Source organism: Chryseobacterium sp. VD8 (genome assembly GCF_037149975.1).
In the GTDB taxonomy this organism is placed as follows: domain Bacteria; phylum Bacteroidota; class Bacteroidia; order Flavobacteriales; family Weeksellaceae; genus Chryseobacterium; species Chryseobacterium indicum.
On record NZ_JBBCQL010000095.1, the window covers coordinates 1 to 15,842 of the forward strand.

Consider the following 15,842-nt stretch of genomic DNA (forward strand, 5'->3'; position numbering starts at 1 on the left):
AAATCCGTTTTTAAAAATTCCGTCGTACACAAGTCCGTTTTTAGAAATATGTACGGTTGCGGTATACACTACATCGGGATAAGTTCCGTTTTGGACAGCCTGTTCATTAGCAAGCGCTTCATCATCCGAAATATTAACGTTCTCTTTAATGACAACTATTTTTACGTCAGAATAAAAATCTGCAGACGGAGTAATACTGATTCTTCCGTTCATTTTGGTAACAACAAGCTGATTGTTATCATTCACCGTAACATCGCCGGTAATTTCTCCGAAAGAAGTACCATTATCTACAAGTCTGGAGAACTTCTTTTCATCTAAAGCATAACTTCCTGTAAGTCCTGCAGAACCTCTGCCTGAGGAAGTCTGCGTAAGATAAATTCCGCTTGTAAGGTGTTCGGCTTTTGCATAGCTGTTATACGCATAGGGACCTGTGAAAGAAAGTGTACAAAGATTGTAAACCTGATCGTAAACCGTTCCGCTTTTGCTGCAGGTGGCTGTCTGAGGACGAGAACATCCTTTGCTTTCATTGGAGCAGGTTGAAGACCAGTAACCTATATTTCCATATCCTACAAATTGCCCGATACAATTATAGCCTGTTACATATTTTGTGTAAGAAAGTGCGGAAGTCTGAGCCTGAGCAACAAATTTTCTGTGAAAAAATCCGCCGCACCATTTTCTTGTAATCGTAGAAGCATGCGCAGAAACTTCTGAATAAGAAATCAGACTGATGAAAATGGCTAAAAGTAATCTTTGCGATTTTATGATTTGGAAGCTTCTCAGAAGCAGTCCTCCGGTTTTTAGATTTGTTTTCATGCTATATTATTTTGTGTGTTGGTTTTGACTGAATTTACTTCGAAATTAAAAGCTTTTGTGCAGATTTACTGTTATCAGACTGCACTTCTACGATGTAGGTTCCCTGAATCAGTTTCTCTGTATTAATCTTGATGCTTTGTTTTCCGCTATCCACTGTTTCAGAACTACTGATCAGAATTTTTCCGGAAGCATCCATTATTCTGATGGTTACATTTCCTCTTTTTGCCAGATTAGTCTGCACATCCACATAATTTTTTGCAGGATTGGGAACCAGATTATAATCCAGTTGGCTGGCTGTTCCGGATTCTGCTCTTGCTGCATCTGCCACATCTTTCAGAGGAGATTTCAGATTAGCCGAATTTCTGGCATTTCCGCCTTCTGCGGGTTTCGGAATACAGATTGAAATGCAGGTTTTACATTTAGGTACGTCTCCCTGAAGCTGAGTTACACAGACTGTGTAGCTTCCCGGTGTGTTGTAGGTATGCGAAGTAAGTACGTTGCCTGTCGTTCCGTCGCCCCAGTCTACCTTATACATGCTTGGAGAATTGGTGCTTTCTAAAAATACCTGAGCCGTGGTATAATTTCCGGATGTACTGGTTGTGGTCTGGATTTTAAAGTTAGAGTTACATTCGTTACAGCCTTCACAAGGTTTTACACAAATATTATCAAAATACATAACTTCCTGTTGTGTAGAGGTAATATCCGGAGTAATCGCAATAAGCTGAGTATTCATGATGATATTATCAAAAACTGCCGCATTAACGGGACTCATCGTCCATGCTCCGTCGGAATTGCTCGGAAGAACACCGCCGCTGGAAAGCTGAATAGGCGCTTTTATACGAACCCATCCGCTTCCGGGAGTTACAGTTACGCTCGCAACAAACGTCGCACTGTTGGTTCCGTCGGAAATAGTAATGTACGGATGATAAGGCAATCCATAGCCACTGTCGTTTTCCAGATAAAAATCAAAGTAAATACACTGTCCCAGAAAATATTTTCCCAGATTCTGATAATCTTTCCAGTTCTGGTACCAGGAACCTCCGGATTTATCCTTAATAACAAGAAACTGTGATCCGTCAAGCGGATTGGGAGAATCTACACCTACACTAACGTTTCCGTTGGGCGGTGCAGCTGGAGCCCAGTTTCCGTAAGGATTTACAGGATCATTAAAATCTGAGCAGGGTGGATTTTGCCCGAAAAGCATGACGCTTCCTAATAGAAAACAGAGAGTTAAAAAATACATTCTTACCATGATGCGAAATTGATTTTATACATCAAAAACCAACAAAAACTTTAAGAATTAATACTCATTGAATACATTTTGGTTTTCACCTTTTAGTTTGTTTTATTTTCTACATGTAGTTAATAGTTTAAAAGTATCATTTAAAATAATATCACACTAAGGTGATTAAGTAAGTGTGGGAAGATTTTGAGTAAGTGTAAAGTATTTTTTAATAAATGTTAAAAGCTGCCCGAAGACAGCTTAAAAATTAAAAAAATATCTAAGACCATTAACTATTCCTGAATCAGCATTTTTTTTGAGTCTGTAATTTTCCCGTCTGCAATAAGGCTGTAAACATAAGAACCGCCTCTCATTCCTGAAAGACTGATGCTTCCGTTTCCTTTTTCTTTTAAGGAAATGGTCTTCATCATCTGCCCTGATGCATTATAGATTTCAATGGAGGCATTCTTGGTATCTTTTGGAAGATAATATTTGATGATTGTTTCGCCTTTTCCGGGATTAGGAGCGTTTTGATATAATTTTGCTTCATGGGCTTCTGAGCTCATATCAACGCTCATTTTATTTTGTTTCAACAGCTCTTTCAGCTCTTTAATTTCATTTTTCAATTCATCAATCTGGATCTGATAATCGGTTTCATTATTTGCTTGTCGTGTAATCGTACTTGTTGCCACCATCACATTTCCGTCATTATCCACAACCAATGCTCTTCCGGATCCATTAGGAAGTCCCTGTAACCGTACTGTTCCTACACTATGAAAATTAGCCGTAGGAGCCGTTGTTCTTACACCGACATATTGATCTACGATCAGCATTGTGGAAGTTGGTGACATACCAAACATAATAGAACGCGGAATACTGTTCGTTAGTTTTGTTCCGCCCGTTCCGGATCCGATAACGAAAGAACGGTCACCGGTTGCCGCAAGATCAATCCCGAATCCTCCCGAATAAAAGTTTCCGAGATCAATTCCTACCCCAATCGCAAACTGATTGGCATTCCTGATGACGTTTTTCCACCCTAAAGCAACAGATTTACTTGCATTATTCAATACAACGTTGTCCTGTCCGCTCACCAGATTGGCTCCTGCCGCAGCCGCTAAATTATTTCCCCAGCCGCTTGCTAATGAACTTCCGGATCCTGCTCCGATAGTGTTACCTGCACCGGCGACAATATTTCCTTTGGATTTTACAATGTTGGTATTGTTGTCTCCATCTACAATAAAGCTTCCGAATTCATTAAGAATCGCCTGTCCGGGAACCGCTGCAGTTCCGTTCGTTCTCAGATAAAATGCGGTTGCTCCTGTTGTTCCGGCATAGTTTCCTGCGGTAGTTCCTGCGTTCCCTGTCGTTAGCCATTGTTGTGCATTTACTAAACCGCCGGAAAAGATCATTGCTGCTGCAAAAAGATTTTTCGCATGTAATAGACTTTTTTTCATAATGATAATATTTAATGATTGGATTGTCCTCAAAAATAATAAAGCATTACAAAACGGCCTATTTGAAGTGATTAACTGCAGCCAAAAAATGAGCAAGTGTGTAGATTATTCAAACATGTGTGAATTTTAAGCCATTTTATGAAGAAACTCATTTTTCTTTCGGATAGAAACATCAAGTACAGAATTGTCTGCCATTACAACCTGTCCGCCTTTTCCTTTGATGTATTCTTTCAGATGTTCCAGATTGATGAGATGCTTATGATGAATTCTGAAGAAATTATATTCTGAAAGATTTTTTTCAAAATCGCATAAGGTTTTCGAAACCATTACTTTGCTTTTATCGGAAAGGTAAATAGAAGTGTAGTTGGAGTCTGCTTCGCAACGTATAATTTCATCAATATTTACCCGCTTAAAGCCTTGCAGGGTGGGAAGATTAATTTTGTTTTGAGAACCTGCAGAATGAGAAGCTTTATTTTTTCTGAATTTTTCAAGTGCTTTATTAACGGTGAGAACAAAATCCAGATTTTTTAAAGGTTTAAAAACATATCGGATAAACCCTTTTTTTATAGCCTGAATGGCCGATTTTTCAGATTCCGTAACCAATATAACGGGGAAATCATTTTCTTTCAGCTTCATCAGTATTTCCGCACTCTTATCGTCGAAATACTGAATATCAACAAATAGAATATCCGGAGAATTCTTGCTGAAATAATCTGGCTCGAAAAGGATACCGCTCTTCTGAAGATGCACTTCAAATTCAGGAAATTCCTTTTTCAGTAATCGGGAAATGCATTTGCCATCATCCTTGTCATCAATGATGAAGGCATTCAATTTATTTTTCATGTGAGTTTGGTTTTGGTTTCAGTTTTCTATATTAATAGCTAAATGATCTAAGTCATAAGATAATATTTTATTTTTATGATTAAAATTATTAAATTGAAACATAATCTGCGTTAATTTTAACGAAAAAAATAAAACAAAATACTTTTTTCACTTTATGTTGAATAATTTAAATTGAGATTTTCTCTATCAATAATGCCATTCTTGGGAGAATATTAACAAAAAAAACGACTTAAAATATTCGGATAATTTTCTTCAATTTCGTATTTTTGTATGTTTGCTGAAATTACATATGTCACAAGAAATAAATCCGATCTATTCCGAAGATAATATCAGAACCCTCGATTGGCAGGAACACATCCGCCTGCGTCCCGGAATGTACATCGGGAAGCTGGGAGACGGGTCTTCCGCCGATGATGGTATCTACATTTTACTGAAAGAAATTCTGGACAACTCCATTGATGAGTTCAGGATGAAGGCAGGTAAAAGAATTGAAATAAAATTAGACGACGGAAAAGTCACGATCCGTGATTTCGGACGCGGTATTCCACTGGGGAAAGTAGTGGATGCGGTTTCCAAAATGAATACCGGAGGAAAGTACGACAGTAAGGCCTTCAAAAAATCCGTAGGTCTTAACGGAGTCGGTACAAAAGCAGTTAATGCCCTTTCCGATTATTTCCGCGTTCGTTCTTTCCGCGACGGGAGGGTGAAAGCCGCAGAGTTTTCCAGAGGTATTATTACAGAAAATTTTGAAGAAAAAGACTCCTCAGACAGAAACGGAACCGAGATTTCCTTTATTCCGGATGCGGATATTTTCCTTCACTTCAAATTCAGAAAAGAGTATATTGAAAGAATGCTCCGCAATTATGCGTATCTGAATCCCGGCTTAAAAATCCTTTTCAACGGAGAAACCTTCTTTTCAGAGAACGGACTGAAAGATTTGCTGGATGAAGAGCTGGAAAACGAAACGCTTTATCCCATTGTTCATCTGAAAGACAATGATATCGAAGTTGCCATTACACACACCGATAAATCTCAGACAGAGACTTATTTTTCTTTTGTTAACGGGCAGAATACCACACAGGGAGGAACGCATTTAAATGCCTTCAGAGAAGCGTATGTAAAAACAATCCGTGAGTTTTTCAATAAAAATTTTGATGCTTCCGACGTTAGAAAATCCATTGTGGCGGCAGTTTCCATCAATGTGGAAGAACCGGTTTTCGAATCCCAAACCAAAACAAAGCTAGGATCCAATGATATCGGACCGAACGGACCCACCGTAAGAACTTTTGTTATTGATTTCCTTAAAAGTAAATTAGATAACTTCTTACACAAAAATCCTGAAGTGGCAGAAGCGATCCAGAGAAAGATTTTAATCTCGGAAAGAGAAAGAAAAGAACTTTCAGGAATTCAGAAGCTGGCGAGAGAAAGAGCCAAAAAAGTTTCCCTCCATAACAAAAAACTTCGCGACTGCAGACAGCATTACAACGATCAGAAGAACGAAAGAAAAGGAGAAACCCAGATCTTCATTACCGAGGGAGATTCTGCATCAGGATCCATCACAAAATCCAGAGATGTAGAAACACAGGCGGTATTTTCCCTGAAAGGTAAACCATTGAACTGTTATGGTTTAACTAAAAAAGTAGTGTACGAAAACGAAGAATTCAATCTTCTTCAGGCTGCTTTGAATATTGAGGAAAGTCTCGAAGATCTTCGGTACAATCAGGTAATTATAGCAACCGATGCCGATGTAGACGGAATGCATATTCGCCTGCTGATGATTACATTTTTCCTGCAGTTCTTTCCGGATCTCATCAAGAACGGTCACCTTTATATTCTTCAGACTCCGTTATTCAGGGTGAGAAACAAAAAAGAAACACGATACTGCTATACAGAACAGGAAAGGATAAAAGCACTGAACGAACTGGGAAGAAATCCTGAGATCACCCGATTTAAAGGATTGGGAGAAATTTCTCCTGATGAATTCAAGCATTTTATCGGAAAAGACATCCGTCTGGAACCTGTTGTCGTAGGAAAAGATCAGACGATTGATCAGCTTCTTGAATTTTACATGGGAAAGAACACTCCGGACAGGCAAACTTTTATTCTTGAAAATCTGGTAGTTGAAGATCCGGACATAAATAAAAAAGACATATTGAGTGAAGTCATAGATGAAAATTAATTAAAAGAACTACCTTAAAAACACAAATAAACCCACTAATACAAATATTAATATGAGACTCAGCAACCGCAATAAGACTTCGGTTTACAGCTTCATAAGTACCTTATTGGCAATGCTTTTAGTCGGAGGTATCGGAGCGTATATCTTAGAAGAATACAGGTTTAAAGTACTGGGACAGGAAAATCTCCTGCTTATTATTGTTCCCGTCATTTTAATTCTGTTCTTCTATTTCAACGGAAGACAGATTTTTGAATATGACAGCGACGGAGAAGCACTGCATTTCAGAAACAGGAATATTATTCCCTTTCTGCAAAAACCTTTAAGCGACGAATTTCCAAAATATAAACTGCAGAAATTTGAGGTCATTGATCTCTTTTTGATGAAAAGACTTTATATAACGATTTCAAGCAAAAACAGCGGTTCTACTATTTTAAGATATGAAATTTCGTATCTTACCAAAAGAGAAATTAGTGATTTAAAAATCTCCTTAAACAAGGTTGTTAAAGCCAATAAAGAGAAAAAGAGTTAATAAATTAAATGATAACAGAAGAATACTCGCATGAGGGCGAAAGCTTAAAAAAGGTTTCAGGGCTGTATAAAGACTGGTTCCTGGATTATGCTTCTTATGTAATTTTAGACAGGGCAATTCCTTCCGTTTATGACGGTTTTAAGCCTGTTCAGCGAAGAATCATGCATTCCATGCGGGAGCTGGAAGACGGACGTTACAATAAAGTTGCCAATATCGTGGGAAATACCATGAAATATCACCCTCATGGTGATGCTTCCATTACGGATGCCATGGTAGGAATCGGCCAGAAAGAACTGTTGATTGATACTCAGGGAAACTGGGGAAACATCTACACCGGAGATTCTGCGGCTGCGGCGAGATATATCGAAGCCCGATTAACACCTTTTGCACTGGAAGTGGTTTTCAATCCGAAAACAACGGAATGGGCAAAATCTTATGACGGCAGAAATAACGAGCCTATTGATCTTCCCGTAAAATTTCCTCTCCTTTTGGCGCAGGGTGTGGAAGGAATCGGAGTCGGACTTTCTACAAAGATTCTTCCGCATAATTTTAATGAACTCATCAATGCTTCCGTAGCTTACCTTAAAGGCAAAAAGTTTGAGCTTTTCCCGGATTTTATGACGGCAGGTTATCTGGATGTTTCCGAATACAACGACGGACACAGAGGCGGAAAGGTAAGAGCCAGAGCTAAAATTTCGCCTTACGATAAACACACGCTGATTATTACGGAACTTCCGTACTCAAAAACGACAAGTGATCTTATTGATTCCATCATTAAAGCCAATGAAAAAGGAAAAATCAAGATCAAAAAAATTGAAGACAATACTTCCGATAAAGTTGAAATCCTGATCCATCTTCATAATGATGTTTCGCCGGATAAAACGATTGATGCTTTATATGCTTTTACCGATTGTCAGGTTACCATTTCTCCGAATGCCTGTGTGATTGTCGGCGATAAGCCGATGTTCATGAATGTTTCTGACATCCTGAAAATGAACACGGATCATACTGTTTCTTTGCTTAAAAAAGAACTGGAGATCGAACTTCATGAGCTTCAGGAAAGCTGGCATTTCTCTTCATTGGAAAGAATTTTCATTGAATACAGGATTTATCACGATATTGAAGAGGTTAAAAGCTGGGAAGAGGTTCTTAAAACCATTGATGAAGGATTGAAACCTCATACAAAACATCTTTTAAGGGCTGTAACGGAAGAAGATATTTTAAAATTAACAGAGATCAGAATCAAGAGAATTTCAAGATTCGATTTAGATAAATTTAAAGAGAATATAGCTGCGCTGGAAGGTAAGATCGAGCAGGTGAAACATCATCTTGCGAATCTTATTCAGTATGCGATTGATTATTATCTGAACATTCAGAAAAAATACGGTAAAGAAAGACAGAGAAAGACAGAACTTCGAATTTTTGATACCATTGATGCAACAAAAGTTGCGGTTGCCAACGAAAAGTTCTACGCCAATTTCGAGGAAGGATTTATCGGAACGTCTCTGAAAAAAGACCAGTATCTGTTCGACTGTTCGGATATCGACGACATCATTACCTTCCGAAAAGACGGAAGCATGAAAGTGGTAAAAGTAGAGGCGAAAACATTTATCGGAAAAGATATTCTTCATGTTGCGATCTGGAAGAAAAACGATAAAAGAACGGTCTACAACATGATCTACCGCGAAGGAAGAGAAGGACCTTATTATATGAAGCGTTTTTCTGTAACAGGAGTTACCCGAAATACAGATTATCCTCTGGCTTCGGATAAAAAAGGATCGGAAGTGCTTTATTTTTCGGCAAATCCAAACGGAGAAGCAGAAACTGTGACGGTTCTTCTGAAACCCAATCCAAGGATCAGAAAAAATAAAATGGACATCGATTTCTCAGAACTCGCGATTAAAGGTCGTGATTCCAAAGGAAATCTGGTAACCAAATATTCCGTGAAAAAAGTTGATCTGAAAGAAGAAGGCGTTTCTACATTAGCACCGCGAAGAATCTGGTTTGATGATACGGTGAGAAGACTGAATGCAGACGGAAGAGGAACTTTACTGGGAAGCTTTAAAGGAGATGATAAAATTTTAACCATCAATACCAACGGAGAAGCAAAATTAGTTTCCTTTGATCTTGGAAACCGCTTCGATGACGAATATCTGGTGCTGGAAAAATGGCGTCCGAATCAGCCGGTAACCTGCATCTATTACGATGGTGAAAAAGATATTTATTTCATCAAACGGTTTTTATTTGAAAACACGCCGAATGTGCAGACTTTTATGCCTTCGGAACATTCAAAATCGTTTATTGAAAATGTAATTGTTGCCAACGGAGCTACTGCCGAAATTATTTTCGCAAAGGACAAGGGCAAAGAACGAGAACCGGAAGAAGTGAATATCGATGAATTTATTGCCGTGAAGGGAATTAAAGCCATCGGAAACCAGTTTACCAAATTCAAAGTAAAATCCATTAATATCAACATTCCTGAACCTGTGGAAGAAGAACCGGAAGTATATGAAGATCCCGAACCAACAGCGGGATTTGATGAAGACGGAACCATTGGAAACCTGTTTCAGAATGATGATAATACAGAACATTAAATGTTGAAAAAATGAATATTTTAATAGCAATCATCATCATAACCGCAGTAATAAGTTTTGCTGCTCCTATGGGAAGTGCCAACTTTGAGAAATACAAATTCAGCGTAGGCGCCATATTAAACAGGAAAGAATATATCCGTTTGCTTTCTTCAGGATTTCTGCATGCCGATATTATGCATCTGGTCTTTAATATGCTCACCTTGTATTTTTTCGGTCCGGTTGTTATTCAGGGATTTGGAAATCTGGGTTTTCTGATCATTTATTTCGGATCAATCCTGCTGGGAAATATGTTTTCTCTATTTGTTTACCAGAGGCAGCCTTGGTATTCAGCCATTGGAGCAAGTGGAGGAGTTTCGGGAATTTTGTTCGCATCCATTGCCCTGATTCCGCATTTAGAAATCTATATGTTTTTCATTCCGATCGGAATTCCGGGATATATATTTGGACTTGTGTATTTCAGCTATTCTGTTTATATGATGCTGAATCCCAATTATAACGACAATATAGGTCATGCCGCCCATTTAGGAGGAGCATTTTTCGGGCTTGTTTATGCAGTTGCCAATCAGCCACAGGCGGCGATTGAAAATTCAATGTATCTGGGAATCATGTCGCTTCCTTTAATTTATTTGGGATATGAGATTTTTGTGAAGAAAAGAATTGGATAAAAGATATATTATAAAAAAGTCAGCAGATTAATCTTGCTGACTTTTCTATTTTAAAACCATATGTTTTTCAATATTTAATTAACTTACTATCTTTAATCTAAATGATTATTGTTGCTTCTGTGCATTTTCGTTACCCTTTCAATATCATCTTTTGGAACTTGTTTTCCTGTTGCTACGAAATATGCTCCTGCTGGATCGTTTTGAAAATCTTTTCTTTTTTTCAAGAATTTTTGATAATCAGTACTAATTACGTTTCTGATTGGAGCGATTAATTCATTGAGATTTTTTAAATCTACTAATGTAAAATGGAAAAAATCTTTATCGTCATAAGCTTCGATAACCAACCCCGGTAATCCTTTAAAAGTATACGGACCCTCTGAAATAGGGATTTCTTCTGTATACCATGCTGTTATATTTCTATTTCTGTATTTTGCAACTGCTTTTCTACACTTATAGGTACTGATAACTTTAGCTTCATCAACTAAAGTCCAATTAATTTTTTGATCAGATTCATATTCATAATTAACATTCCATACCCTATCAAATATTTTTAACGAATTTCCCACTTTGTAAACTTCGGGTTTAAAAAATGCTCTTGGAATTTTAGAAAAATCAATTATTATTTTCCCTCCTATTGGATTCATCATACTTTTTTTTGTTGATTCTTTAGTTAGGGAATCATATTTTGCTTTTTGATCGCTTTTGAAAAGTGAAGAGTTTTTCCCAATCCATAAACCAGTCAACTCTTCCTTTTTTGTAGAAATATCAGTTGTATCAATTAAAAATTTTGTAAGGTAATTGCATTTGATCGTAGAGTTTTCAAGTTCTTGAGAAAAAATAGGTGTAGATAAAATTAAACAAATAATTAAAATAAACTTTTTCATGATTTAAATATATGAATTTTCAAAAAGTCAAACTGAAGATGGCAGAAGCTGTCCAACAGTTTTTTATTGATGAATCATCTGTTTTTTCTACCAATATTCCTTTGCAGGAATGTATTACATCTTTTCAAACACTTGTGCAGCAGTTACAGGATTATGCCGTAATACAGGCTACAGATACTACAGCACATACAGAGATAAAAGATATAAATAGAGATAGCTTAATAAAACATCTTGTAGTATATGCTAATTCTGCATCGGTTTATTTTTCGGGAAAAAATTCGTCTCTTGCCAAACAATTGAAGATTTCCAAGTCTAAACTTGTAAGACAAACGGGTGTAGAACTTAAGGCACTAAGTACAAATATTTATGATATTCTTAATGAAAATATCAATCTGTTAGATCCCCAATATTTAACTTCCCAAGATCTTGATGCCTTACTTGAGAAAATTAACCTTTTTAATGCAAAAGCTTACGATATATCTACTGCAAAAGGAGATACACAGAATGCCACAAAGCTGATTAAAGGGAATCTTAAAAATATAGGCATAGAGCTAGAGAAAATAGATCAACTCATGTTGAAATTCACAATTACTAATGAGGATTTACATAGCCGATATCGAATTGCAAGAAAAACGTTAGACCTTGGAAAGAATAAAGTGTCTAAAAATACATCTCCTTCTAATTAATTTTAAGAAACATTTCATAACGATATGATCACTCTGCATTTTTCCTTGGAAAGATGCAGTTTTTGTTTGAAAAGATTTTTTTGTTAAGTGGTAAGATGAAATTGTAACAAAGATGAATGTCTTTGTAAAAGGTACAGATGTTTTTTTGACTCGGTAAACTCATTTTGTTATATAGTAAGATGCTTTTGTGAAACTGCTGCATCTATTTATTACATTGGATAAAGTTATTGTTATATAGAGATTCAGTTTTGTGAAATAATTAGATATTTTCTTCGGAAAAAGCTATACTGCATACTTTGAATTTTTATAAGAATGAACTCTTGCCAGCTTTCTTACAAGCATTTTGATTAGTAAGGCAGTAAAAAAATGATTTAGCTCTTTTTATAAAATAAAAATCAGCTTCAATACAGATTAAATCTGCCTTGCCTTGCATCATTTCAGAAGTGATTTACATTCAAAATAAAAAGCCGTCCCAAAAATGAGACGGCTCAACAGAATGTTAATGACCTGATTTTATTTATTTTTTAATGATCTTCTGATTAATTACTTCCTTATTGGTTTTGATCTGAACGAAGTAAATTCCGCTGATCAGTTCACTTACATCAACATTTTTAATACTTCCTTTTATAGATTTAATAATTTTACCTCCGTCATTAATAATGGTAATCCCTTCCACCGTATCTGAAGTTAAAACGGTGAAATAATTTTCAACAGGATTGGGATAAATGGCTAACTTATCCGATCCTTTGCTTTCTTTTGCGGCTAAAATGGCTGCCGAAGCATATTCTGTTTTAATGTAGAATAAATTTGCCACGCTCCCTTTGGTGATGGAATGTGAACCTGCCGGAATATTTGAAAGGGCAACCAGTCCTGAAGAAGCGGTATAAGAAACATTATCCACCTTAATTGTACCGCTAAAAGAAGGATCAAACACAAGCGTAAGCGAAGACGGGGCAGAGGTTGTATATGTAATTGCCGTCGCAGATTCTATTTTTAATCTCTTCGTTAAAGTTAATCCGTTATAGGTTGCAGAACCATCCGTAGAATTGATATTGGCAGACGTAAACGTGTAGAACGAACTCGTTAAATTGGATGTTGTAAAATTATGAATCTCATTTCCCTGAGGATTGCTTCCTGTGGTCGTAATCGAAATGCTGCCTGTTCCTGAAACCGGAGTTCCCGCAGGACCTACCGTTGTTCCCGTAAAATCCAGATCCGCAGTTGGAGTTCCTGAAACAGTAATTGTTTTTGCTGCAGTATTTTTAACAAAACTGATTCCCGAAGCCGGAAGTCCCGTTACGGCAGCATCCGTTGCTGTTCCTCCCCATGTAAATACCATTGGAGCAATTGCAATTCCCGAAGCCACCGTCTGATCGTTATTTGAAGCAATGGTTAAAGTCTGTGAACTTGCGGGAGCAGCCGTTTCTCCCTGCACCGATACAAGTGAAGAGGTGTAGTTTTGCAGCAAAGCCATCAAGCCTGTGTTTACTGTATCGGAAGTATCATCAACCGCGTTATTGAAAGTCCAGTTAATATCTCCTCCGGAAACTCTTCCTGAATATTGCGTTACTTTGTCCTTTGCCACGGCTGGAGCCTCCGGAACAAGAGTTTTAACGTACAGTGAGTTGTCGGTATCGAAATTATTATACGTTCCGTTTCCCTGTAATGCCTTAATATTGGTTCCTAGAATTTCATTTCTTGAGGATGCTACATAAGCGTCGAAATGAATTGATGCTGTTGAAGAATTATAAGGAACAAAAGCGGTCTGTCCCGTCATAAAATTATTAAAAGCCTTTACAACGCCTCCGTTTTCTCCTGAAAAAGTTCCCACCGCTCCGTTGGCAACATCGGTTCCCTGCTTGGAAACCAGAATCGGATATTTGGCATTTCTGAAATAATTTCCTTCTGCAAAAACCGAAGAGCCCAATGTAGAACCTATTCCGTATTTAGAATTTCCGTCATAATAATTGTTGTAAACATGCGCAGAATAATACCTCACTCTGGGATGTCTGGAATCTGAATGATCGAACCAGTTGTGGTGATAAGTAATATACAATCCCGAAGTTGTTCCTTCGCTTAAACCCAGAAGACAGCTCTTTCCGTTATCCCAGAAATGATTGTAGGAAAAAGTAATGTAGGTTGACTTTTTTGCATCCAGAGCACCGTCGCCTTTCACCTGATCTGCATCACTTCCCGGTTTCCCGTAGAAAAGATCGCAGTTATGCGCCCAGATATAACTATTGTCCTGCTGTAAACTCAGATTGTCTCCTTCCGCAGCATCAGTCAGCATAAAACCAAGATTCCGGACTTCAATATTGGTGGCATTTTTAATCCTGATTCCCCATCCGTTGATGAGAGCATCTGAACCGACTCCTTCCAGTGTGATGGAGCTTGCTGCAATATTTTTGTTTTCTACAACTGCATCTCCGTTTAGCAGATAACTGGGATCGGTGATGTTTCCTATAAATCTGATGGCGAGAGGACGTGTGTCATATCCCTTTTTAAAACCATCCAGAATCGTCTGCAAACCAACACATGGATTCGCTGTTGCTCCCGTTACATTAAGCGAAACCGTATTTTTATTATTTTGAGTTATATAAAGAACAACGGCATTGGCTTTTAGCGTTCCGTCCAGATTGTAAGCACCGGGAATTCTTCCGTTGCTGTGTGCAAAACCGTTTCTGTCATGAGGAAGAACGGTAACCGAGCCCGAAACTGTGGCAGCTCCTTCCACATTATTCGTTACAGGAGCTACTTTTATGGTGTAGCTTCCGGGACTTAATCCTAAGATATCTGCACGAAAATAAGAACCGTAATTTCTGATTAACTGATTATCAATTATTTTGTTGGTAAAGCCGCCGCCTGTGTAATAGACTCTGTAACTGTCGGCTCCGTTTACGGGATTCCATTTTACATAAGCAGTTTCCAGCCATCCGGTTGCCTGCGTAATCGTAACCTGTGCATTCAGCAGAACAGAGCCCAGCACAAGAATAAAAAATGAAAAGAGTTTTTTCATGATTAATAAATTTTTAATGGTTTTGGAATTAATTTAATAATGTGTAATCGATTACACACAAATATATAGAAATATTTAAATTAAATCTTTTTGTTGTGAAATTTGTTTGAAAAAAGTTTTAAAACGCTTTATTATTCAGGGATTGCTGCAATATATTGAAAATAACTTAATCGTATAACCCAAGAAAACTTTCGGATTTCGGATTGCCAATAAATTAATATAAACGCTGAAAAGTTATTTTGTTACGAAAAACTGAAAGAAGATTAGTTAAATCTAATTGAAGTTTTATGAAAAATTTCTGTACGAGGATAATTTTAAAAGATCAATCTGTTTAAAGTTTTGATTATCCGCTATTAATCATACTGTTTTTTCTAACGCAAAGGACCCGCAAAGATTCTTTATATACTAACTGTTTTTAAGTTCGTAAAAGTGCTTCGACAAGCTCAGCATAAACTATTCACCCAGCAAAGGACTCAAAGATTTTTCAAATTATAACAAATAACGGACAATCATATTAAAGTTTCTAGTTAAGCGCAAAAGTGACCAATGATCAGATGAATTTTTATAAGTTAATTAATGTGAGTTCAATATGAGAAGATTGAAAATGAAATGATCATTAAACTATTGTATCCGTAAGTTGAGTTAGTCTTTGATTCGATGTAAAGTTTTCAAATCAGAATCAACATCAGTTTTAGCTAAAGTCAATTGTTTTCTTAATTATTAAATGAAATGGGCTAAAGTTCATTCCTATTGATGTTTTTGTATTGCTTTTACATTGTACTCACTTTAAGTTATGATTGCTTAAGGTAAAACTAATTTTGCTTTTTTAAATCTGCAAATGTTCTAAAGATAGCGTTCCTACGGAACGCCAAATATCTTGTGAATATGATCTCTACACAGATAAAACTCCATAGAGTTTTCTTTAAATAGTCACCAGCTATCAATGTTACTTCCTCC

At 37.1% G+C, this 15,842-nt stretch carries 11 protein-coding genes; 5 read left to right on the forward strand and 6 right to left on the reverse strand.

The features are described 5' to 3' along the window. The 4 genes from WFK35_RS11890 to WFK35_RS11905 all read right to left on the reverse strand — a co-directional run. A partial coding sequence (locus tag WFK35_RS11890) for a hypothetical protein (protein WP_336732793.1) occupies window positions 1–813 on the reverse strand: 813 nt, incomplete at its 3' end. 34 nt (window positions 814–847) lie between these two features. Continuing rightward, window positions 848–2,065 (reverse strand): T9SS type A sorting domain-containing protein, encoded by a 1,218-nt coding sequence (locus WFK35_RS11895; RefSeq protein WP_336732794.1) that lies wholly within the window; start codon window positions 2,063–2,065, stop codon window positions 848–850. Between the two features lie 263 nt (window positions 2,066–2,328). Further along, window positions 2,329–3,489 (reverse strand): T9SS type A sorting domain-containing protein, encoded by a 1,161-nt coding sequence (locus tag WFK35_RS11900; protein ID WP_336732795.1) that lies wholly within the window; start codon window positions 3,487–3,489, stop codon window positions 2,329–2,331. A gap of 126 nt (window positions 3,490–3,615) precedes the next feature. Then, window positions 3,616–4,332 (reverse strand): LytR/AlgR family response regulator transcription factor, encoded by a 717-nt coding sequence (locus tag WFK35_RS11905; protein ID WP_336688762.1) that lies wholly within the window; start codon window positions 4,330–4,332, stop codon window positions 3,616–3,618. A gap of 289 nt (window positions 4,333–4,621) precedes the next feature. On the opposite strand from WFK35_RS11905, the gene WFK35_RS11910 reads away from it, so the two are divergent. The 4 genes from WFK35_RS11910 to WFK35_RS11925 are packed head-to-tail and all read left to right on the forward strand — an operon-like array spanning window position 4,622 to window position 10,299. Beyond that, the gene (locus WFK35_RS11910; protein ID WP_336732796.1) at window positions 4,622–6,511 is read left to right on the forward strand and encodes a DNA topoisomerase IV subunit B; all 1,890 of its coding nucleotides are present in this window, start codon (window positions 4,622–4,624) and stop codon (window positions 6,509–6,511) included. 52 nt (window positions 6,512–6,563) lie between these two features. Continuing rightward, entirely contained in the window at window positions 6,564–7,040 is a 477-nt protein-coding gene (locus tag WFK35_RS11915; protein ID WP_214589987.1) for a hypothetical protein, read from the forward strand. An 8-nt stretch (window positions 7,041–7,048) separates the two neighbouring features. After that, complete coding sequence (locus WFK35_RS11920) at window positions 7,049–9,634, forward strand: DNA gyrase/topoisomerase IV subunit A (protein ID WP_336732797.1); 2,586 nt, start codon at window positions 7,049–7,051, stop codon at window positions 9,632–9,634. Window positions 9,635–9,645: 11 nt separating this feature from the next. Further along, window positions 9,646–10,299 carry a rhomboid family intramembrane serine protease gene (locus tag WFK35_RS11925; RefSeq protein ID WP_336688765.1) on the forward strand — a complete coding sequence of 218 codons (654 nt, stop codon included), beginning with the start codon at window positions 9,646–9,648 and terminating at the stop codon, window positions 10,297–10,299. Between the two features lie 92 nt (window positions 10,300–10,391). On the opposite strand, the gene WFK35_RS11930 is transcribed toward WFK35_RS11925, so the two are convergent. Then, entirely contained in the window at window positions 10,392–11,183 is a 792-nt protein-coding gene (locus tag WFK35_RS11930; protein WP_336732798.1) for a GLPGLI family protein, read from the reverse strand. A 38-nt stretch (window positions 11,184–11,221) separates the two neighbouring features. On the opposite strand from WFK35_RS11930, the gene WFK35_RS11935 reads away from it, so the two are divergent. Further along, window positions 11,222–11,869 carry a hypothetical protein gene (locus WFK35_RS11935; RefSeq protein ID WP_336732799.1) on the forward strand — a complete coding sequence of 216 codons (648 nt, stop codon included), beginning with the start codon at window positions 11,222–11,224 and terminating at the stop codon, window positions 11,867–11,869. Between the two features lie 517 nt (window positions 11,870–12,386). Here the strand turns inward: WFK35_RS11935 and WFK35_RS11940 are convergent. After that, window positions 12,387–14,885, reverse strand: coding sequence for a pectate lyase family protein (locus WFK35_RS11940; protein WP_336732800.1), 2,499 nt, complete (start codon window positions 14,883–14,885; stop codon window positions 12,387–12,389). Window positions 14,886–15,842 lie beyond the last annotated feature (957 nt).